Source organism: Actinomadura sp. GC306 (assembly GCF_004348665.1).
Lineage (GTDB): Bacteria > Actinomycetota > Actinomycetes > Streptosporangiales > Streptosporangiaceae > Spirillospora.
In genome coordinates this window covers 1-20,247 of the sequence record NZ_SMKM01000105.1, presented here as the reverse complement: position 1 = coordinate 20,247, position 20,247 = coordinate 1, and the positions used below count along the sequence as shown (strand labels likewise).

The 20,247-nt window shown below is 73.8% G+C and carries 18 protein-coding genes; 12 read left to right on the top strand and 6 right to left on the bottom strand.

The window, feature by feature from the left end:
- The 5 genes from E1200_RS16780 to E1200_RS16760 all read left to right on the top strand — a co-directional run.
- A partial coding sequence (locus E1200_RS16780) for a TetR/AcrR family transcriptional regulator (protein WP_243708617.1) occupies window positions 1–611 on the top strand: 611 nt, incomplete at its 5' end.
- A 157-nt stretch (window positions 612–768) separates the two neighbouring features.
- Window positions 769–1,632, top strand: a complete 864-nt coding sequence (locus E1200_RS16775) for a hypothetical protein (protein WP_131952963.1) — start codon at window positions 769–771, stop codon at window positions 1,630–1,632.
- On the top strand, window positions 1,632–3,404 hold the full coding sequence (locus E1200_RS16770) for a GMC family oxidoreductase N-terminal domain-containing protein (RefSeq protein ID WP_131952962.1): 1,773 nt from the start codon (window positions 1,632–1,634) through the stop codon (window positions 3,402–3,404). The genes E1200_RS16775 and E1200_RS16770 overlap by 1 nt, the downstream gene beginning before the upstream one ends.
- Before the next feature lie 101 nt (window positions 3,405–3,505).
- On the top strand, window positions 3,506–3,955 hold the full coding sequence (cynS, locus tag E1200_RS16765) for a cyanase (RefSeq protein WP_131952961.1): 450 nt from the start codon (window positions 3,506–3,508) through the stop codon (window positions 3,953–3,955).
- A 142-nt stretch (window positions 3,956–4,097) separates the two neighbouring features.
- Complete coding sequence (locus tag E1200_RS16760; RefSeq protein WP_131952960.1) at window positions 4,098–4,751, top strand: DUF4232 domain-containing protein; 654 nt, start codon at window positions 4,098–4,100, stop codon at window positions 4,749–4,751.
- Window positions 4,752–4,771: 20 nt separating this feature from the next.
- Here the strand turns inward: E1200_RS16760 and E1200_RS16755 are convergent, their stop codons facing one another.
- Window positions 4,772–6,085 (bottom strand): cytochrome P450, encoded by a 1,314-nt coding sequence (locus E1200_RS16755; RefSeq protein ID WP_131952959.1) that lies wholly within the window; start codon window positions 6,083–6,085, stop codon window positions 4,772–4,774.
- 142 nt (window positions 6,086–6,227) lie between these two features.
- Here E1200_RS16755 and E1200_RS16750 point away from each other — a divergent pair, with 142 nt between their 5' ends.
- Complete coding sequence (locus E1200_RS16750; protein WP_165950338.1) at window positions 6,228–6,881, top strand: TetR/AcrR family transcriptional regulator; 654 nt, start codon at window positions 6,228–6,230, stop codon at window positions 6,879–6,881.
- A 99-nt stretch (window positions 6,882–6,980) separates the two neighbouring features.
- Here E1200_RS16750 and E1200_RS16745 read toward each other — a convergent pair whose 3' ends face one another.
- Both E1200_RS16745 and E1200_RS16740 read right to left on the bottom strand, forming a co-directional pair.
- Window positions 6,981–7,916, bottom strand: a complete 936-nt coding sequence (locus tag E1200_RS16745; RefSeq protein ID WP_243708616.1) for an FAD binding domain-containing protein — start codon at window positions 7,914–7,916, stop codon at window positions 6,981–6,983.
- Window positions 7,917–8,013: 97 nt separating this feature from the next.
- Window positions 8,014–10,536, bottom strand: a complete 2,523-nt coding sequence (locus E1200_RS16740) for a molybdopterin-dependent oxidoreductase (RefSeq protein WP_131952957.1) — start codon at window positions 10,534–10,536, stop codon at window positions 8,014–8,016.
- A gap of 133 nt (window positions 10,537–10,669) precedes the next feature.
- On the opposite strand from E1200_RS16740, the gene E1200_RS16735 reads away from it, so the two are divergent.
- The 4 genes from E1200_RS16735 (at window position 10,670) to E1200_RS16720 (ending at window position 13,876) form a co-directional block, all read left to right on the top strand.
- Entirely contained in the window at window positions 10,670–11,470 is an 801-nt protein-coding gene (locus E1200_RS16735) for an SAM-dependent methyltransferase (protein ID WP_243708615.1), read from the top strand.
- Between the two features lie 86 nt (window positions 11,471–11,556).
- Window positions 11,557–11,946: a DUF202 domain-containing protein gene (locus tag E1200_RS16730; protein ID WP_131952956.1), complete on the top strand. Its 390-nt coding sequence runs from the start codon at window positions 11,557–11,559 to the stop codon at window positions 11,944–11,946.
- Window positions 11,943–12,260, top strand: a complete 318-nt coding sequence (locus E1200_RS16725) for a DUF202 domain-containing protein (RefSeq protein ID WP_131952955.1) — start codon at window positions 11,943–11,945, stop codon at window positions 12,258–12,260. Before E1200_RS16730 ends, E1200_RS16725 begins: the two co-directional genes overlap by 4 nt.
- Window positions 12,261–12,364: 104 nt before the next feature.
- Entirely contained in the window at window positions 12,365–13,876 is a 1,512-nt protein-coding gene (locus tag E1200_RS16720; RefSeq protein WP_131952954.1) for an SDR family oxidoreductase, read from the top strand.
- Between the two features lie 177 nt (window positions 13,877–14,053).
- Here E1200_RS16720 and E1200_RS16715 read toward each other — a convergent pair whose 3' ends face one another.
- From E1200_RS16715 to E1200_RS16705, 3 genes are read right to left on the bottom strand one after another with little or no spacing between them, the layout of a single operon-like run.
- Window positions 14,054–15,124 carry a B12-binding domain-containing protein gene (locus E1200_RS16715; protein WP_131952953.1) on the bottom strand — a complete coding sequence of 357 codons (1,071 nt, stop codon included), beginning with the start codon at window positions 15,122–15,124 and terminating at the stop codon, window positions 14,054–14,056.
- Window positions 15,121–16,530: a GAF domain-containing SpoIIE family protein phosphatase gene (locus E1200_RS16710; RefSeq protein ID WP_131952952.1), complete on the bottom strand. Its 1,410-nt coding sequence runs from the start codon at window positions 16,528–16,530 to the stop codon at window positions 15,121–15,123. The genes E1200_RS16715 and E1200_RS16710 overlap by 4 nt, the downstream gene beginning before the upstream one ends.
- Window positions 16,531–16,579: 49 nt before the next feature.
- Window positions 16,580–18,601, bottom strand: coding sequence for a heavy metal translocating P-type ATPase (locus E1200_RS16705; protein ID WP_207933389.1), 2,022 nt, complete (start codon window positions 18,599–18,601; stop codon window positions 16,580–16,582).
- A 240-nt stretch (window positions 18,602–18,841) separates the two neighbouring features.
- On the opposite strand from E1200_RS16705, the gene E1200_RS16700 reads away from it, so the two are divergent.
- Window positions 18,842–19,537: a 3-oxoacid CoA-transferase subunit A gene (locus E1200_RS16700; RefSeq protein WP_131952950.1), complete on the top strand. Its 696-nt coding sequence runs from the start codon at window positions 18,842–18,844 to the stop codon at window positions 19,535–19,537.
- On the top strand, window positions 19,537–20,169 hold the full coding sequence (locus tag E1200_RS16695) for a 3-oxoacid CoA-transferase subunit B (protein ID WP_131952949.1): 633 nt from the start codon (window positions 19,537–19,539) through the stop codon (window positions 20,167–20,169). The genes E1200_RS16700 and E1200_RS16695 overlap by 1 nt, the downstream gene beginning before the upstream one ends.
- Window positions 20,170–20,247 lie beyond the last annotated feature (78 nt).

The window sequence follows — 20,247 nt, the reverse complement described above, 5'->3', positions numbered from 1 at the left end:
GCCGGGGGGAAGGGGGCCGCGTGCCGAAGATCCAGGCGCCGACCGTGGCGGAGCACCGGGCCGCGCAGCGGGCCGCCCTGCTCGGCGCCGCCCGCTCCCTGCTGGCGGAGGAGTCCGAGCGGGCGCCCAGCATGGCGGAGGTCGCCCGCCGGGCCGGGCTCGCCCGCTCCAGCGTGTACGCCTACTTCAAGTCGCGGGACGATCTCCTCGACGCCCTCATCGTCGACACGTTCCCGCGCTGGTCCGCCTACGTCCGGGCGCGGATGGGACGGGCCAAGAGCCCGGGTGACCGGATCCTGGCCTACGTCTACGCCAACCTCCGCCTCGTCGCCCGCGGGGACCACGCGCTCGTCCGCGCCCTCGCCGCCTTCGGCCGCACCGACACGCTGGCCGAATCCAGCGGGCTGCTGCACAGGGAGCTCCAGGGGCCGCTCCGCGTGGCGCTGACCGAACACGGCGCCTCCGACCCCGACCGGACGGCCGAACTCGTCCAGTCGCTCGTCTACACCCTGAGCCGCATGATCGAGGAGGGCCTGTCCGAACGCGCCGCGCGGCGGCTCGCCCGCGAACTGCTCGCGCCGTACATACGGTCCACGCCACCGCAGCCGTAACCGGGCGATTCTTGGACGTTCTGTCAACCGGTGATAAATCGGCTGGTCAAACGTCCGATCGCTGGCCGGATACGGAATCCGGGGACCGTTTCGGCCGAGCGGCGCGGGGGAGCAGGAACGCGTTGCTCCCGATCCCCCCTCTGGAAGAGGCTCCCCCATGGCGATGCCTTCCTTGGACCGCCGCGCTTTCCTGGAGGCGGCCGGGCTCACCGGCGCGTTCGCCGCCGTCCCGGCCCTGCTCGCGCCGCCCGCCGCCGCCGACCCCGCCGATCCCCCCGGTACGGACGCCGTCGCCGAGGCGCTGGACCGTCTCTCGCTCGACACGATGAGCGGCCTGGCCGTCTTCGTGATGCCGGGCCCCGATCCGTACTCCCGCGCCCAGGGCACGCCCCGTGCCGAGCCCGGCGGTGTCGAGGCGCGGCTGCCCGGCTTCCTGGTCGACATGCTCAACCGCTTCGTGCCGTTCCCCGACCAGATCGCGGTGCCGCTGCTGCGGGCGCTGGCGCAGGGCGCGGGCGGACTGCGGCTCCCCCGGCCGCAGGACGAACCGGACGCCGGCGTCGCGCGGCTCGACCGCGGGCTTGGGCTCCTGCTGCGCAACGACGCCACGGTCCCGCTCGCCCCGGTCGTCGCGCTCCTGCTGAACCTGGAGGCGGTCCGGGTCGACCCGGGCACGCTCTGGGGTCCGTTCGCCTCGCCCTTCTCCCGGCTGTCCTACGAGGGCAAGGCGGAGGTGTTCCGGCTCCTCGAAGGCCCCGACGCCGATCTGGTCGCGCTGCTCGACCGGCATCTGCCGCAGCCGTACCACCGCTCGGTCTCCGGGCTGCTGCGGTTCCTGGCCAACGGCCTGCTGGTCCTGGCCGCGCTCGGCGGCTACAGCGAGTGGGGGGTGTTCGACCCGGAGACCAGGCGGCTGACGGGGCGTCCCGCGGGCTGGCGCGCGTCCGGCTACACGCCCTCGGCCGACGGATGGGACGAGTTCAAGGGCTACTACCAGGGCCGGACGGAGGTGCCGGGCTGATGCGCGACGTGATCGTCGTCGGCGCGGGAGGCGGCGGCCCCGTGGTCGCCAAGGAACTCGCCGCGCGCGGGCTCGACGTCCTCCTCCTGGAGGCAGGCCCGCACTACACCGATCCGCGCGGCGCGTGGACGCACTACGAGAACGACGCCAACAACCCTCTCACCGGGTTCCTCCGGTTCGGACCCGCCGACCGCGACCGTCCCGCGTGGCTGCGGGAGGAGCCGCAGAACTCGTTCGTGCTGCAGTCGTCCGGCGTGGGCGGGACCACCCAGCACTATTACGGCAACTCCCCGCGTGCCTACCGCGGAGCGTTCGCCGGATACGACGGCCCCGACCGCGACGCCTACGACACCGCGCACGCGTTCCCGTTCACCTACGAGGAACTCGTCCCCTACTACCGCTGGGTCGAGGCGACGCTGCCCGTGCAGACCGCCCCGGTCGGGACGAAGGAACAGATCTTCCTGCGCGGTGCCGAGCGGATGGGCATCCCGCTCCAGACGACCAAGGACACGACCGGCCCGGCCTACCGCCCGCAGGAGAACGCCATCCTGCAGCCCCATGGAACGGCCGGCCGCACGACCGATCCGGCTCTGCTGCACCATCCGCAGGCCCGGGGCTGCACGTTCTGCGGGTTCTGCCAGCAGGGGTGCATGGAGCCCATCAAGGCACCGCGCAACCTGTTCGCCAAACGCTCGACCGACAACAGCTACGTCCCGATGGCGCTCACCGCTCCGGCTTGGGCGGCGGAGGGCCGCGCGGTCACCCTGCTCCCGGACGCCTTCGCCGTCCGCGTCCACACGGCCCGCCGCGACGGGCGCACCGTCGCGACCGGGGTGACCTGGCGGACGGTGGCGACCGGCGAGCAGCACCGGGAGGACGCCCGCGTCGTCGTCCTGGCGGGCGGCACGACCGAGACGCCGCGGCTCTGGCTGAACAGCGACCTGCCGAACCCGAACGGCTGGGTGGGACGCGGCTACACCGACCATTTCCTGGACGTGGTGACCGGCCTGTTCGACGAGGAGACCGGGTCGTCCAAGGGGCCGAGTTCCAACATGCGGTGCGAGTACCCGGGGCACGGCGCCCTGGAGCAGATCGGTATCCCGCCGGCGACGCAGGCGTTCGCGTTCGCCATGTCCGGCAGCGGCGTCCGCGGCGCGTACACCAACGGGCGCGGCATGACCGGGCCCTGGGACGGCAGGACGGGCCGGATCCTCGGCGCCGAACTCAAGGACGCGATGGGCAACGGCATCGACCGCCTGGTGAACATCCTCGTGCTGACCGCCGACGACGTGGAGCCGGACAACCGGGTCGTGCTGTCGGGGCTGCCGGTGGCCGACGAGCACGGGGCGGTCGCGAAGGTCCGGCTCGACGGCCGCAGCCGGAGCCGCCGCACCCGGGAGAACCGCACGTTCCTGGCGCATCGGGCGGCGGAGCTGCTGCGCCGGGCGGGGGCGCGCACCGTCTACCGGATGGACTGGTCGCCGCTGCTGCTGCACGTCCACTCGACGATGCGGATGGGGCACCGGGCCGGCGACTCCGTCCTGGACGCCGACGCGCAGAGCCGGTGGGTCGGCGGCCTGTACGTCGCGGACAACTCGGCCCTCGCGAACAGCCTCGGCGGCCCCAACCCCACGCTCACCACCCAGGCGCTCGCGACCCGGACCGCCGAGAAGATCTTCTCCGCGCATTTCGGCGGCGAGCCGTGGGTGGGCCGCGAGGACCCGGTCCCGTCCACCGACCCCCGCGTCACCCGGGCGCTCGGCACGCGGTGACCGGCCGCCGGGCGCGGACCCGCCGTTGAGGCCGGGGCGGTGAGGCCGGGCGGGCATCCGGGTAGGTCTGCCCGGACGCCCGTCCGACCGAGGAGTCAGAGATGCAACCGATCATGAGCAAGTCCGAGGCCGCCGCCCTGGTCACCGCCGCGCGGATCAGGCGCGGCCTCACCTGGACCCGGATCGCCGAGGAGATCGACGCCCCGGTCGTATGGACGACCGCGGCCCTGCTCGGGCAGCATCCGCTGTCGCGGGAGCAGGCGCAAAGCGTCTGCACGCTGCTCGAACTGGACGAGGCGGTCGCCGAGGGCCTGATGCTGCAGCCGACCCGCGGCACCGATCCGGCGGTGATGAGCGACCCCACGATCTACCGGTTCGCGGAGGCGCTCTCGGTCTACGGGCCGGCGCTCAAGGAGCTGATCCACGAGGAGTTCGGCGACGGCATCATGAGCGCCATCAACTTCAAGGTCGACTTCGCCCGGCGCCCGGCCCCCGAGGGCGACCGGGTGGTCATCACGTTCGACGGCAAGTTCCTCGACTACAGATGGTGACCCGCGTCCGTGCCCGCCCGGGACGGGACGCGCCGGGCGGGCACGAACGCGGCATACCGTCGACCAGGAATTTCGCCTGAACCAATGCGGCATATCGCCCGTCTTACCCTTCGACTGACCAAGAAGCGAGGGGGTCCCCACCATGACGCAGAGTGCCAACCGCCGATCCATCGTGGCGCTTGCCGGGGCCGGGCTGGCGCTGACGCTCTCCGTCACCGGATGCAGCTTCGACTTCAGCGTGGGCGAGCCCGAGCCCACCGCCGCGGAGCCCGGCACCGGCCTGGAGCCCGAGGAGGCGGGGCCCCTGGAGGGCTCCTCCCCCGGTGGTGACGAGCCGGCCTCGTCCCCGAGGGCGGGCGGCTACGAGACGCCCGTCTGCCTGGCGGGGCAGCTGATCGCCGAGGTGCACGAGCAGCCGTCCGACTCCGCGGAGAAGGTGCTGGCGATCCTGACGCTGTCCAACCGGTCCACGGCGGACTGCGTCCTGCCCAAGGGCTGGGCGCCGATCGGCCAGGGCGGCGGCGGAGGCCCGTACTACGCGCCGGTGGAGGGTGCCCGCGACCCCCACCCGAACGCCGGCATGCGGATCACGCTGGGCCCGGGAGCGACGGCCTACGCGGGGCTGAAGTGGGCGACGAGCCCGCAGTGCCCGTCCGCCGGCGGCTGGGCCGTGTCGTGGCGGGGCAGCTGGCTGCCCGCCGAGGTGACCTGGCAGGCGGAGCAGCGCGACATCTGCCCCGGCAGCTTCACCCAGGGCACCCTGCAGCCGAGCCCGAACGCCGTCAACTACGGCTGATACTCAAGGCCGACCTCTCGTCAGGCTGAGGAGGCCGCGGTGGCGGGCGTCCCGAAGGTGCAGGGCATCCGCTTGTAGCCGTTGATGAAGCCAGACTGGAGCCGGTCCGGCTCCCCCGCCGCGATGTCGGGCAGGCGGGTGAAGAGCTCACGGAACATCAGGGTGATCTCCCGCCGCGCCAGGTTCGCGCCGAGGCAGAAGTGCGGGCCGGGACCACCGAAGCCGAGGTGCGGGTTGGGCGAACGCGTGATGTCGAACGTGTCGGGGTCGGTGAAGACCGACTCGTCCCGGTTGGCGGACCAGTAGAACAGCGTCACCCGCTCGCCCTTGCGGTAGGTATGGCCGTTCATCTCGTAGTCGCGGGTGACGTTGCGGCGCATGAAGATGACCGGGCTGCTGAAGCGGACGATCTCCTCCACGGCGCCCGCGATCCGGCCGTCGAAGTCGGCCAGCAGCAGTTCGCGCTGCTCTGGGTGCTCGGTGAACAGCTTCAGGCCGTGCGCGATGGCGTTGCGGGTCGTCTCGTTCCCCGCGACCACCAGCAGCAGGAAGAACGTGGCGAACTCGCGCGGGCTCAGCCGCTCGCCGTCGACGTTGGCGTTCACCAGCGCCGAGGTCAGGTCGTCGGTGGGGCTCTTCCTGCGCTCCCGGCCGAGCTGGGCCGCCAGGCGGTGCAGCCGCCAGCCCGCCGACGCCACCGTGCCCAGCATGCGGACGGTGTCGATCCGGCCGATCTCCGCCTTGCCGCTGCTGCTGTACTGCACGGTCGCGCCCACGTACTCGGGGTCGCTGTAGCCGACGATGATGTTGGTCAGGTCCACCACCCGGCGGTAGTGCCGGGCCGGGATGCCCAGCATGTCGCAGATGACCTCGACCGGGAGCCGCGCCGCGGCCCCGGACACGAAGTCGCTGCCGCTGCCGGCCTCGATCAGCTCGTCCACGATCCGGGCGGCGCGCCGCGCGATGTCGTCCTCGGCCTTGGCGAGCATCCGCGGGCTGAACGCCCGCGACACGATCCGGCGGATCTTCGCGTGCCGCGGATCGTCCATGTCGATCATCGAGTTGAAGTACTTGTCCATCCAGCGCGGCATGTCGGCCGGGCTGGTGGCGCTGGGCTCGCTGCTGAACACCTGCGGGTTGCGGCTGGCCTCCGTCACGTCCGCGTGGTGGACCAGTGCCCACGATCCCGGGCTCTGCGGCAGGAACGGGAGCTTGGGCAGGGTGGAGAACACCCGTGTCGGCTGGGCGCGCAGCACCGCGAACGCCCGCGCCCGCTCGTCCAGGGGGCGGGACCAGAAGCGCAGGTCGCCCAGGTCGATGTCCGCCGGCGTCATCTGCGGGGGGTTCTCCGTCGTCACCGGACCGCACGCTCCCGTCTCGTCCGAGCAAACTGGTGAAGCAGTACACCAGAAGTATCTGGTGATTACGGTCTCCAGATTCACCGGCGAAGTCAAGGGATGCGGCACAATCGGTGCCGTGCAGCCTGAGACGCCCCGCGCGCGCCCCTACCGCGGCGTGCCCGCCGAGCAGCGGCGTGCCCGCCGCCGCGCCGCGCTGCTGGCGGCCGGGCTGGAGCTGCTGGGCACCCGGGGATGGGCGGCCACGACCGTGCGGGGGGTGTGCGCCGAGGCCGGCCTCAACGACCGCTACTTCTACGAGAGCTTCCCGGACCGGGAGTCACTGATCCTGGCGGTCGTGGACGACCAGGTCGCCCAGGGCACCGCGGTGATCCTGACCGCCGCCGGCGAGGCGCCCCGGCACCCGCAGGCCCGCACCCGCGCCGTGGTGACCGCCGTGTTCGGCTTCCTGACCTCGGACCCGCGCCGCGCGCACATCCTCACCCACGCGTTCCCGTCGTCGCCCCTGCTCCAGCGGCGGCGGGTCGAGATCATCCGGAGCCTGGCCGGCATCTTCGCCGCCCAGACCCACGAGACCCTCGACGACGTCTCGCTCCCCCAGACCGATCTGGAGCTGACGGGGCTGACCCTCACGGCCGGCCTGTGGGAGCTGTTCACCAACTGGTTCCGCGGCGATCTCGACATCGGCCGCGACCACCTCGTCGACTACACCGTCGCCCTGATCATGAGCACCACCGAGCTGGCCGCGCCGCTCCACCACCGGCTGCGCTGACGGGCACGGCGCCGCCCCGGCGAAGCGCCCGGACGCGTCAGCGCGCCGTCGGGGCGAGGCAGGCGGTGAGGGTGTCGATCAAGGTGCTCCGGAGGAGGGTCACCTTGCAGGCGGGGCGAGGCAGGCGGTGAGGGTGTCGATCAAGGTGGTGCGGAGGAGGGTCACCTTGTAGGCGTTGCGCGGCGGCGGGCTGAAGCGGGCGGTCGCCAGGTCGGCCGCGGCGGCCAGGTTCTCCTCCGTGGCGGGCTTGCCGGCCAGGGCGTCGGCCACCTCCGGAAGGAGGAGGGGCGTGCGCGCCACTCCGCCGACGGCCACCGCGGCGGACGTGACGGTGTCGCCGTCGAGGGTGAGCCGGGCGGCGGCCTCGACCAGCGGCCACTCCGCCATCTCCCGGGATGTCGCGCGCCGGTAGGCGGCCCGCTCACCCGGTACGGGCGCGGGCATGACGACGGCCTGGAGGATCTCGCCCGCGTCCAGGAGGTGGTCGCGGGTGGGGTCGCCGCCGTCCCCGTACAGGTCGGCGACGCCCAGCGCGGAGCGGCCGTGGACGTCGGCCGTCGCGGCATAGGTGAGCAGGGCGACGGCGAGCGAGGACGGATGCGGGGCGATGCAGGGGCCCTGGTCGAGGACGGCCGAGTACAGGTCGTTGCCGTCGCGGGCGGGGCAGGTGTCGCCGCCCGTCTGGTGGCACGTGAAGCCCGGGTGGCGCAGGTACCAGCACCGGTTGCGCTGCAGCAGGTTGCCGCCGACGGTGGCGATGTTGCGGATCTGCGGGGTGGCGACGGCGGCGGCCGTCGCGGCGAGCGCGGGATAGGCGGCGGTCAGCCGGGCGTCGGCGAGCAGGTCGGCGATGGGGGTGAGGGCGCCGATGCGGGCCGAGCCGTCCGGCCGCCACTCGGTGCCGCGCAGCCCGGGGACGCCGAGCAGGTCGACCGGGGTGCCCGCCGCCCGGGTCATGACGTCGGTGCCGCCGGCGCGCAGCTCGCCGCCGGTGTCGCGGACGGCCTGCGCGGCGGCCTCGATGGTGCTGGTCACGCGCCGATCCCCTCCAGCAGCAGGTCGGGCCGGATGGGCAGGTCGTGCGGGCGGCGGCCGGTGGCGTGCCGGACGGCGTTGCCGATCATGTTGCCGGTCACGCGCCGATCCCCTTCAGCAGCAGGTCGGGCCGGATGGGCAGGTCGTGCGGGCGCCGGGCGGTGGCGTGCCGGACGGCGTTGCCGATAGAGGCGGCGACCGCCATCGTGCAGACCTCGCCGAGGCCGATGCCGCGGCCGGGCACGTGGTCCCAGCCCTCGGTGTGGAAGTGCACGTCGATCTCCGGGGTGTCGGCGATGCCGGGAATCCGGTAGTCCTCCAGGTTCGCGGTGAGGACGGTGCCGGTGGACGGGTCGTCGTGCCGCTGCTCGTACAGGGCGTAGCCGATGCCCTGGATGATCCCGCCCTCGCACTGGTTGCGGGCCAGCCGGGGCGCGTAGACGTGGCCGGAGGTCACCCCGCTCCAGACGCGGGTGGGCCTGATCCGCCCGAGCAGCGTGTCGACCTCGACCTCGGTGACGACGACCGCGCCCGAGAAGCCCCGACCGATGGCGAAGTGGTCCAGCGGGAACGGCGTGACGTATCCGCGGCGGTCCCGCGGGCGGCGGCCGACGACGCCGAGCCCCTCGGCCTCTTCGAGGGAGCGGCCGGCGAGGGCCTTGCGGAGGCGGTCCGCGGCGTCCTGCGCCGCCGGGGCGATGGACGGGGTGGTGCAGCTGCTGGCGGAGGTCGGCCCGTAGGCGTGGTCGCTGTGGCCGAGTTCGACGCGGACCTGGCCGGGCCGCAGGTCGAGCGCGGACCGCACGACCTCGGCGATCACCGTGCGGCTGCCGGTCCCGATGTCCTGGGTGGCGATGCGGGCGACGACGGCGCCCTGCTCGACGGTCAGCGAGACCTTGGTGCCGGGGTCGAGGAAGTACATGTAGTTGGCGGCCGCGACGCCCACGCCGCGGCGGACGCGGCCGTCGCCGGGATCGGTGCGCTCGCGCCACATCGGCAGCTCCGCGGCCCGGTCGTACAGCGCGTGCCGCTTGGCGTTGCCGTCCCAGCGGCGGCGCAGCTCGATCGGGTCCTCGCCGCGGCGCAGCGCCATCTCGTCCACGCTCTGCTCCAGCGCCCACAGCATCGGCGGCAGGCCGGGGCCGCGGAAGGGGATGCCGGGGGCGCGGTTGGTGACGTGGTCGTAGTCGCGGATCCGGCGGGGCGCGTTGCCGTAGAAGAACCGCGAGTGCCAGGCCGCGTTGGACCCGATGGAGACGCCGGAGTCGCCGTGGGCGTCCATCGTGAAGGCGGACAGCTTCCCGTCCGCGTCGGCGAGGAGGGCCAGCTCGATGCGCACCCCGGGGCGGGTGCCGCCGTCGACGAGCTCCTCCGGCCGGCTGAGCACGACCCGGACCGGCGCGCCGTGCAGGCGGGACAGCTCCACGGCGGCGACCACGTCGGACGTGACGTTCACCTTGGAGCCGAAACCGCCGCCGACGTGCTCGGCCACGATGTGGAGCTGCTCGGGACGGAGCTTCCACCGCTTGACCGCCTGCTCCGCGACGCGCGTCACGGCCTGCGTGGACAGGTGGAGATGTAGCTCCTCCCCCTCCCAGCGGGCCACGCAGCCGTGCGGCTCCATGCACGTGTGGGCCTGGACGCCGGTGGTGTAGGTGGCCTCCACAAGGGTCTGCGCGTCGTCGCCCCGGGCCTTCTCGATGCGCTTCGCGGCCGTGCCGCCGCGCCAGCTCATGCCGGCGGGCCCGCGCACGTTGCCGTTCCACTTCGCGGAGGAGAGCGGGCCCTCGCTGGCGCGCGGCGCCCACCCGCGCGACTCCTTGGTGGGGTAGACGGGGGTCTCGGCGTCCGATGCCAGGACGGCGGGCAGCTCGGTGTAGTCCACCTCGACCCGCGCGGCGGCGGCGAGGGCCTCGGCCCGGGTGGGCGCGGCGACCGCGGCCACCGGCTGGCCCACGTACCGGACGACGCGGTCGGGCGGCAGCATCTCGGCCAGCGGGCCGTCGAACCGGATCCCGCCCACCTTCGCGTGCGCGTGCGGCGACCGGACGATCACGCCTTCGAGCTGCCCGTCGAGGACGATGTCCGCGGTGTACTTCGCCGCACCCGTGATCTTGCTGAGCGCCTCCACGCGCGGCGGCGTCACCTCGCCCGCGTCGTGCTCGCCCCGGCATGCCGCGGCGACCGCCGCGTAGATGCCGGCGTACGCCCCGCAGCGGCACAGGTGGCCCGCCAGCGCCTCGGCGATCTGCTCGCGGGACGGCTCGGCCGTGCCGTGCTCGGCGCGCCAGCGGTCCGTGAACGCCGCCGCCTCCACCACGAAGCCCGGCGTGCAGTAGCCGCACTGCAGCGCGTCGTGGGCGGCGAAGGCCCGCTGCACCGGATGGTCACCGCCGAGTCCCTCGACGGTCGTGATCTCGCGGCCCGCCGCCGCGCCAGCGGGCAGCAGGCAGCTCGCCGCCGTGCGCCCGTCCAGCAGCACGGTGCAGGTGCCGCACACGCCCGTCCCGCAGGCGACCTTGGTCCCCGTCAGGCCGGCCCGCTCCCGCAGCACTTCCGCCACGGTCTCCGCGGGCTCGACGCCGACGTCCACGACTTTGCCGTTGAGGCCGAATTCCATGCGCGCTCCATGGGCGGGGCAGTGATCAGCGTCATCGTGGCACAGCGAGAAGGGTAAATCATTACTTTCGCCCGATCCGGAGGCTAAGATCATTCCCCGACGCTCCAACGCCCACGGCAGACGGGAACCACCGGTGTCGCAACAGCCCGGCGTGCCACAGGGGATCGACCCGAACACCCCGAACGTGGCCCGCATGTACGACTACGTCCTCGGCGGCAAGGACAACTACGCGGCCGACCGCGAACTCTCCGGCCACCTCATCGCCTCGATCCCGGACGGCGTCGAGGCGATACGCGCGAACCGCCGCTTCCTCGGCCGCGCCATCTCCTACGTCGCCGGGCAGGGCATCGACCAGTTCATCGACCTCGGCGCCGGCCTGCCGAACCAGGGCAACGTCCACGAGGTCGCGCAGAGCCTCCACCCGCACGCGCGCGTCGTCTACGTGGACATCGACCCGATCGTCATCGCGCACGCCCGCGCCCTGCTGGCCGCCGACGACCGCACCGCCGCGCTGCAGGCCGACATGCGCGAGCCCGAGACCGTCCTCGCCTCCGCCGAGGTGGCCCGCCTCATCGACTTCAGCCGCCCGGTCGGCGTCATCTTCAACGCCATGCTGCACTTCGTCACCGACGAGGAGGACCCCGCCGCCATCGTGGCCGCCTTCACCGACCGGATGGCCCCCGGCAGCCACCTCGTCATCTCGCACAGCACTCTCGACGACCGCCCGGCCGACCTGGTGGAGATCATCGAGACCGCCTACGAGAACGCCTCGGCGCCCATGGTCTTCCGCGACTACGACCGCATCCTGCGCATGTTCAACGGCCTGCGCCTCGTGGAACCGGGCCTGGTGAAGCTCAACCGGTGGCACGCCGACGCCGCGGAGGCCGCGCAGAGCGGCGGCGCCTGGCTCTACGGCGGCATAGCGGTCAAATAGCCCGCGGACGTCACGGGCCGCCAGCACGGGCCGCCAGCACGGGCCGCCAGCACGGGCCGGCGGCACCGGCTGGTATCAATGGCACGGTGACCGCCACCGACCGCCCGGGACCGCGGGGCCGCGGCTGGACCGGCCGCCTCCTGGCGGAGGGCAGCGACCCCGACCCGCGCTTCTCGCTCGCCAACGAGCGCACGTTCCTGGCCTGGATCCGGACGGCGCTGGCGCTGGTCGCGGCCGGGATCGGGCTGGCGCTCGTCGACGACCTTGTCGAGGCGCCGCTGCGGCACGTCCTGTCGATCGGGTCCGCCGCCATCGGGGCGCTCGTCGCGGCGCTCGCGTTCCACCGCTGGCTGCACACCGAGCGGGCGCTGCGCCGCGCCGAGACGCTGCCGCCGCCCGCGCTCGCCCCGCTGCTGGCCTACGGGCTCGCCGCGGCGGCCATCGTCCTGCTCGTCGCGGTCCTGCTCACCCGGTGAGCCCCCGCCGGCTCTGGGATCCGGGCGCGCAGCCGGAGCGGACGGCGCTCGCGTGGTCCCGCACCACCCTCGCCCTGATCGCCGCCGGGCTGCTGTGCGTGCAGCTCGCGCCGACCACGGCCGGCGCGGCGCTCGCGGCGGCCGTGGTCTGCGGCGCCGCGGCGCTGCAGCTGCGGCGCAGCCGGGCGAGCTTCCGGCACCGCCGCCGCAGGCTCCCCGAGGGCGCCGGCGCGGCCGACCCCGCCGCCGTGCTGACCACGACCCTGCTGGCCGTCCTCCTCGCCGCCGTGGCGATCCTCTTCGCCCTGGCCTGACCGGCGGAAACGGGCCCCACCCCGGCACGCATACGCGCGGGGACGGCGGGTACGAGGAGCCCGATCGGGGGGTCAACGATGGTCATGATCTACAAGGCCGGCCGGTGAGCGCGCGGTTGTGCCTGGTCACGGGCGCGAGCGGGTACATCGGCGGCCGGCTGGTGCCGGAGCTGCTGGACGCGGGGCACCGGGTGCGGTGCATGGCCCGGTCGGCGGGGCGGCTGCGGGACCATCCGTGGGCGGACCGGGTGGAGATCGTCGAGGCCGACGCCACCGATCCCGCCGGCACGCGCCGCGCCCTGGAGGGGGTGGACGTCGCCTACTACCTCATCCACGCGATCGGCAGCGCGGGCGGTTTCGCCGACACCGACCGGCGGGCGGCCCGCACCTTCGCGGACGCGGCGCGGGAGGCGGGCACCGGGCGGCTCGTCTACCTCGGCGGCATGGACCCCGAGGAGGAGCTGTCCCCGCACCTGCGGTCGCGCGCCGAGGTCGGCGAGATCCTGCTCGGCAGCGGGGTCCCCACGGCCTGGCTGCGCGCCGCGGTGATCATCGGCTCGGGGTCGGCGTCGTTCGAGATGCTGCGGTACCTCACCGAGCGGCTGCCGGTGATGGTCACGCCCCAGTGGGTGCACACGCAGATCCAGCCGATCGCGATCCGGGACGTCCTGTACTACCTGGTCGCCGCCGGGGACCTGCCCCCGGAGGTGAACCGCGGGTTCGACATCGGCGGCCCCGACGTCCTGACCTACGCCGAGATGATGCGTCGGTACGCGGCCGTGGCCGGGCTGCGGCGCCGGGTCATCGTCCCGGTGCCGGTGCTGAGCCCCTGGCTGTCGAGCCTGTGGGTGGGCGGCATCACGCCCGTCCCCGGTGCGCTCGCGCGCCCGCTCGTGGAGTCGCTGCGCAACGAGGTCGTCCGCCGCGAGCACGACATCGACGAGTACATTCCGCCGCCCGCCGCGCCGATCGGGTTCGACCTGTCCGTGGCGCTGGCGCTGCGGCGCGTCCGGGAGGCGGACGTCGCCACGCGGTGGTCGTCGGCCAGCACGCCGGGGGCGCCCAGCGACCCGCTGCCGACCGATCCGGACTGGGCGGGCGGCAGCCTCTACACCGACGAGCGCGCCTGCCCGACGCGCGCGACGCCCGAGCGGGTGTGGGCGGCGATCGAGGCGGTCGGCGGGGAGCGCGGCTGGTACTCCTTCCCGCTCGCCTGGCGGGTCCGCGGCGCGCTGGACCGGCTGGTGGGCGGGGTCGGGCTGCGGCGCGGCCGCCGCGACCCGCGCCGGCTGCGGGTCGGGGAGACCGTGGACTTCTGGCGCGTGGAGGAGATCGAGCCGGGGCGGCTGCTGCGGCTGCGGGCCGAGATGCGGCTGCCGGGCCTCGCCTGGCTCGAACTCGGCGTCCGCCGGGACGGCCCCCGGACGGAGGTCACGCAGCGGGCGCTGTTCCACCCGCGCGGCCTGGCGGGGCACGCCTACTGGTGGGCGTTCCGGCCCTTCCACGACCGGGTCTTCGGCGGGATGTGCTCGGGCATCGGCCGCGCGGCCGAGCAGGACGGTGCGCTGCCCGGGGCACGGGATGCCGAGCAGCGGGAGCGGCAGCGGACGCGCTGAGCTGACGAGGTGAGCCGACGCGGTGAGCCAACGCGGTGAACTGCGGGGTGAACTTACGCGGTGGAGCCAACGCGGTGAACCAACGCGGTAAGCCGACACGGTGAGCTGACATGGTGAGCCAACACGGTGAGCCGACACGGTGAACCGAGGCGGTGAGCCGACACGGTGACCGACTGGTCAGGCGGTGTCCTGCGCAGGTAGCCGTTCCTGCAGCGTCTTCTGGGCGTCCGCGAGCATGCCGATGGCGCGCGGGTGGTCGGTGAGCCGCTCGGCGAGCAGGTCCAGCACGGGCGGGAGGCTGTCCGCCGGGACGCCGCGGACCGCGAGGATGTCGGCCGTCCACCCGAGGAAGTCGGTGAACAGGCCCGGGTCGTCCAGGTAGAGGGCGGTGGCGAGGAAGTCGACGATGTGCGCGACGTCCTCGGTCGTGCGGCGCCGCTGCTCGTCGGTGTAACCGGCCATCGGGGCGTACCGCGACTCCAGCTCGCCGAGCACGTGCCGGATCAGCTTCGGCGCCTCCCGGGTGACGTGGGCGTACGCCTGGTCGGCGAGGTGCGGCAGGTCGTCGATGGCTCGGTGGGCGGGCGGCGGCTTGGGCAGCGGGCCCTGCGCCAGCCGGTCGGCCGCGGCGCGGGCGTCGGGGGCCCACGCGTCCGCGCCGAGCAGCCCGGCGTAGCGGCCGTCGTGCCCGAAGGCGGCGCCGCCGACCAGGACGGGGGTGCCGGTCGACTGGCAGGCGGTGATGGCCGCGTGCGCGGCCGGCAGCCGGGTCGCGATCGACGACGACAGCGCCACCACGGCCGGCCCGGTCAGGTGCAGGTGGGAGATCAGGTGCGGGGTCGGCACCTGCGCGCCGAGGTAGTCGACCCGCCAGCCGCGCAGCCGCAGCACCTCGGCCACGAGCCGGGCGGGCAGCGCGTGCCACTCGCCGTCGATGCAGGCCACCGCGATGCGGCCGGGATGCTCCGGCGCCCGCTCCCGCTGCCGCCGCCGGACGGCCGGGTGGTGGGCGACCGCGCCGAGCACGCGCTCGTTCACGGCGGTGGCGGTGTGCTCCTGCGCGACGCTGATGCGGTTCGCCGCCCATTCGCGCCCGACACGGGCCTGCAGGGGCGCGATGACGTCCAGCAGGAGCTCTTCGGGGTCCATCCCGGCGTCCAGCTCCGCCAGCACGATGTCGGTCGCGGTGTACTCGTCGCCGGTGCTGACGGCCTCCCAGAGACCGTCCGGCGTCTGCCCCGTGGTCATGCGCTGAGCCTTCCCCGTCCCCCGGTTTCATTCGGCCGGGGCCGCCCGGGAGCGGTGATCGCGATCACCGCCATGTCGTCGTGCCCGCCGGTCCCCACCCATTCGGCGGCGAGCATGTGCACCCGCTCGACCAGCGCCTCGGGCGGCATCCCGCCGCAGCCGGCGAGTTCGGCGCGCAGCCGCTCCTCGCCGAACTCCTCGTCGCCGAGCGGCCCGCCGGCGGCCTCGGTGATGCCGTCGGTGTACAGCAGGCACGCGTCCCCGGGGTCGAGGACCTCCTCCGCGGTCGTCGTGTCGATCTCCTCCAGGACGCCGATCAAGGAGCCGCGGGTGGCGGCGGTCTCGACCGTCCCGTCCACCCGGATGATCAGCGGGGCGGCGTGGCCCGCGCTGGTCAGCCGCAGCCGGACCTGCGCGCCCTGCCTGCGGGCCGAGGCCAGCACCAGCGTCACGAACCTGGTCGCCTCGCCGTACAGGAGCATCCCGTTGAGCAGTTCCAGGACGCGCCGGTGGTCGTCGGCCATCGGCAGCAGGGCCCGGAAGGTGTTGCGGATCTTGCCGGTCAGGACGGCGGCCTCCAGCCCCTTGCCGCACACGTCGCCCAGCACGACCAGCGACTCACCGTCGGGGGCGTCCACGCTGGCGGGATAGACGTCGTAGAAGTCGCCGCCGACGAGGTCGCCGTCCCCGGACGGGCGGTAGCGCGCCGCCAGTTCCACGCCGTCCAGCTCGTGGTCGCGGGGCGGCAGCAGCTCGCTCATCAGCGTCGCGGTGATCGCCGCCTGCTCGGCGTACAGCCGGGCGGCCGACAGCGCCGCGCCGGCCCGCCCCGCGAACAGGCGGGTGGTCAGCTCCTCCGACGCGGAGAACGCCTCGGGCCCGGAGCCGCGCAGCAGCACCAGCGCCCCCGCCGGCACGCCGTGCCCGGGAAGTGCGATCAGCAGGATCGAGGCGGGCGGCTCGGGCACGACGCCGGTGATCCAGCCGGGGGCGCCGCGCGGGTCGATCCAGCGGTGCGGAACCGGCGGGAAGCCCCGCAGGGCGTCGGCCAGGCCCTCGACCTCGGCCGGGTCGATCGGCAGCACCGTGTGCTCGACCCGCCCGCCGGGGCCGCACGTGGAGACGGGGTTGCCGCGCCCGGACCGGGGGACGATCACCACGGCCCCTTCGGCCAGGTGCCGGGCCGCCAGCCGCGCGGTCACGTCCATGCACCGCTCCAGGTTGAGCGATGCGAGCAGGTCGTCGGAAGCGTCGGCGAGCAGCGCCGTCCGCTCCCGCTCGGCGGCCAGCTCGGCGGCGAGCCGGTCGCGCTCGGCGGCCAGTACCGCGGTGGGATCCGCGGCGGGCCGGTCGAGCTCGGGCCGCCCCGCGTTCGGCGGGACGCATTCGCGTCGGTTCGCTTTCATCTCCTCTCAGCTTGCCAGCAAGGTGCCGGTCAATTGTCCACGCATGGGGCTAAACGGCGTTTTGGGGGTTAAGATCCAGTTTTCGGAGGAGCTGCGCGTTCAGCGCCACCACGATCGTGGACAGCGACATCAGGAGCGCACCGACCGACATCGGGAGCACGAAGCCGGCGAAGGCCAGGACGCCCGCCGCGAGCGGGACCGATATCAGGTTATAACCCGCGGCCCACCAGAGGTTCTGCTTCATCTTGCGGTAGCCGGCCTTCGACAGGTCGATGACCGACAGGACCGAGCGCGGGTCGTCGCCGGCCAGGATGACCCCGGCGGACGCGATCGCGACGTCGGTCCCCGCGCCGATCGCGATGCCCACGTCGGCCTGGGCCAGCGCGGGCGCGTCGTTGACGCCGTCGCCGACCATGGCCACGCGACGGCCCTCGTCCTGCAGCGCCCGCACGGTCGCGGCCTTGTCCTCGGGCCGGACGCCGGCGAAGACGCGGTCGATGCCCAGCTCGGCGCCGACCGACTCGGCGACCGCCCGCGCGTCCCCGGTGATCATGACCACCTCGATGCCCCGCCGGTGCAGCGCGGTGACGGCCTCCCGCGACTCGGGACGGATCTCGTCGGCCAGCTTCAGCGCGCCGATCACCCGGCCGTCCCGGAGGACGTGCAGGATGATCGCTCCGTCGGCCCGCCACCGCTCGGCAACCGGCAGTTCCTCCCTGCCCTCCTCGGCGAGGAGGTGGGGGCCGCCGACCCGGATCCGCCGGCCGGCGACGGTGGCGGTGACGCCGAGGGCCGGGGACGAACTGAAGTCGCCCGCCGGGGGGACGTCCAGGCCCCGCTCGGCGGCGGCGCGGACGATCGCCTTGGCGAGCGGGTGCTCGCTCGCGGTCTCGGCGGCGGCCGCCGCCGCGAGCACCTCCGCCTCGGTGAGCCCCTCCGCCGGTTCGACGGCGATGACGACGGGCTCGCCCCTGGTGAGGGTGCCGGTCTTGTCGAACAGCACGGCGTCCACGGTGCGCATGCTCTCCAGGGCCAGCCGGTCCTTGACCAGGACGCCGCCGCGGGCGGCGCGCTCGGTGGCGATCGACACCACCAGCGGGATGGCCAGGCCGAGCGCGTGCGGGCAGGCGATGACCAGGACGGTGATCGTGCGGGTCACCGCGTCGTCGGCGTAGCCGAGCAGCAGCCCCCAGACCAGGACGGTGATGACGGCGGCGCCCAGCGCGAACCAGAACAGCCACCCGGCGGCGGTGTCGGCCAGCCGCTGCGCCCGGGAGGAGGAGCCCTGCGCCTCCGCCACCAGGCGCCGGATGCCGGCCAGCGCGGTGTCCTCGCCGGTGGCGGTGATCTCGACGCGCAGTCCCGAGTCGGTCGCGACGGTCCCGGCCACGACGTCCTCCCCCGGGCCGCGGCGGACGGTGCGGGACTCGCCGGTGACCATCGACTCGTCCATCCCGGCCTCGCCGCCGACGATGCGCCCGTCCGCCGGCACGCTGCCGCCGGGCCGCACCAGCACCACGTCGCCGACCCGCAGGTCGTCGGGATGGACGGTGACCAGCTGCTCGCCCTCGTAGCGTTCGGCCTCGTCGGGCAGCAGCGCGGCCAGCGAGTCGAGGGCGGAGCTCGTCCGCGCGAGGGAGCGCATCTCGATCCAGTGCCCGAGCAGCATGATCACGATCAGCAGCGCGAGCTCCCACCAGAAGTCCAGGTGCTCGGCGACGACGCCCAGTGCCGCACCCCATGACGCGACGAAGGCGACGGTGATGGCCAGCGAGATCAGCAACATCATCCCGGGCGCGCGGGAGCGCACCTCGTCGACGGCGCCGGTCAGGAACGGACGGCCGCCCCAGACGTACATGACCGTGCCCAGGACCGGCGAGATCCAGGTGACCCAGCCCGCGTCCGGCAGTTCGTAGCCGACGATCGAGGCGAAGGCGCCGGAAAAGCCCACCACCGGCACGGCCAGGACGAGCATGACCCAGAACAGCCGCCGGAACTCCCCCACATGGTCACCGTGGCCCTCATGCCCGCCGTGCCCCTGATGCCCGCCGTGCCCCTGGTGCTCGGTCATGAAGGCGCCCCTCCGTCCACCCGCACTTCTGCGATCAGAACCACCGGCATACCCGGCAAGCCTGCCACAACCGGATTTCATGCACGGCGTGCCGCGCTGCCGCCCCCGGACGCCTTTCCACCTGCCGGTCCGCCGCCCGGTCACCCATAGGATCGACCGTGACGCCGCCCACCGGTCGCGGCTCGTGCTGCCGTTCACGAAGCCCGCCGTGGCGGAGGACCCCTTCTCTGGAGGAGCAGCGTGAGCAAGGCCCAGATACTCGCGTCACCGGACGAGGCGGTGCGCGCCGTCAAGGACGGCGACACCGTCCTGGTCGGCGGCTTCGGCTTCGCCGGCATGCCGTTCGACCTCATCGACGCCCTGATCCGGCACGGCGCGGGCGACCTCACCATCGTGTCCAACAACGCCGGCAACGGTGAGGTGGGCCTGGCCGCCCTGCTGAAGGCCGGCCGGGTCCGCAAGGTCGTGTGCTCCTTCCCCCGCCAGGTCGACTCCTACGTCTTCGACGACCTCTACCGGCGCGGGGAGATCGAGCTGGACGTCGTCCCGCAGGGCAACCTCGCCGAGCGGATGCGGGCCGCCGGCGCGGGCATTGGAGCGTTCTACTGCCCGACGGGCGTCGGCACGCCGCTCGCCGAGGGCAAGGAGACCCGCACGATCGACGGGCGCGACTACGTCCTCGAATACCCCATCCGCGGGGACGTCGCCCTGATCACCGCGTACACCGCCGACACGATGGGCAACCTCGTGTACCGCAAGACGGCCCGGAACTTCGGCCCGGTGATGGCCGCCGCCGCCGCGATGACGATCGTCCAGGTCTCCTCGATCGTGGACGCGGGGCAGCTCGACCCGGAGGCCGTCGTCACGCCGGGCATCTACGTCGACCGCATCGTCCAGGTAGAGCCACGCCACTACACCGTGCAGGGAGCCCGCTGATGCCGCTCGACCGTGACCAGCTCGCCGCCCGCGTCGCGCAGGACATCGCGCCGGGCAGCTTCGTCAACCTCGGCATCGGCCAGCCCACCAAGGTCGCCGACCACCTCCCCGCCGAGCTCGGGGTCGTCCTGCACACCGAGAACGGCATGCTCGGCATGGGCCCCGCGGCGACGGGCGACGACGTCGACCCCGACCTCACCAACGCCGGGAAGGTGCCCGTCACCGAGCTGCCGGGGGCCGCGTACTTCCACCACGCCGACTCCTTCGCGATGATGCGCGGCGGCCACCTCGACGTGTGCGTCATGGGCGCCTTCCAGGTGTCGGCGGGCGGCGACCTCGCCAACTGGGACACCGGCGCGCCCGGCTCGATCCCCGCCGTCGGCGGCGCGATGGACCTGGCGATCGGCGCCAAGCAGGTCTACGTGATGATGTCGCTGTTCGCGCGGGACGGCGCCCCGAAACTCGTGCCCGCCTGCACGTACCCGCTGACCGGGGTCGGCTGCGTCAGCCGCGTGTACACCGACCAGGCCGTCTTCGAGATCACCCCCGAGGGTGTCCGCCTGCTGGAGTCGTTCGACATCTCCGCCGACGACCTGCGCGCAAAACTGGACGTCCCGCTCCTAACAGCCTGACCACCAGGCCGCTCAGGCGGCCTGAGCGAGGTCGCCCTCAATGGCGCCCACCACGCGGTCGAGGGCGCCGACACCGAC

What these genes read in the sequence shown, in the direction of transcription:
- E1200_RS16775 (WP_131952963.1), top strand. Translation starts at nt 769, where the DNA reads ATGGCGATGCCTTCCTTGGACCGCCGCGCTTTCCTGGAGGCGGCCGGG.
- E1200_RS16740 (WP_131952957.1), bottom strand. Translation starts at nt 10,536, where the DNA reads ATGGAATTCGGCCTCAACGGCAAAGTCGTGGACGTCGGCGTCGAGCCC.
- E1200_RS16695 (WP_131952949.1), top strand. Translation starts at nt 19,537, where the DNA reads ATGCCGCTCGACCGTGACCAGCTCGCCGCCCGCGTCGCGCAGGACATC.
- E1200_RS16705 (WP_207933389.1), bottom strand. Translation starts at nt 18,601, where the DNA reads ATGACCGAGCACCAGGGGCACGGCGGGCATCAGGGGCACGGCGGGCAT.
- E1200_RS16760 (WP_131952960.1), top strand. Translation starts at nt 4,098, where the DNA reads ATGACGCAGAGTGCCAACCGCCGATCCATCGTGGCGCTTGCCGGGGCC.
- E1200_RS16755 (WP_131952959.1), bottom strand. Translation starts at nt 6,085, where the DNA reads ATGACGCCGGCGGACATCGACCTGGGCGACCTGCGCTTCTGGTCCCGC.
- E1200_RS16710 (WP_131952952.1), bottom strand. Translation starts at nt 16,530, where the DNA reads ATGAAAGCGAACCGACGCGAATGCGTCCCGCCGAACGCGGGGCGGCCC.
- E1200_RS16770 (WP_131952962.1), top strand. Translation starts at nt 1,632, where the DNA reads ATGCGCGACGTGATCGTCGTCGGCGCGGGAGGCGGCGGCCCCGTGGTC.
- E1200_RS16715 (WP_131952953.1), bottom strand. Translation starts at nt 15,124, where the DNA reads ATGACCACGGGGCAGACGCCGGACGGTCTCTGGGAGGCCGTCAGCACC.
- cynS (WP_131952961.1), top strand. Translation starts at nt 3,506, where the DNA reads ATGCAACCGATCATGAGCAAGTCCGAGGCCGCCGCCCTGGTCACCGCC.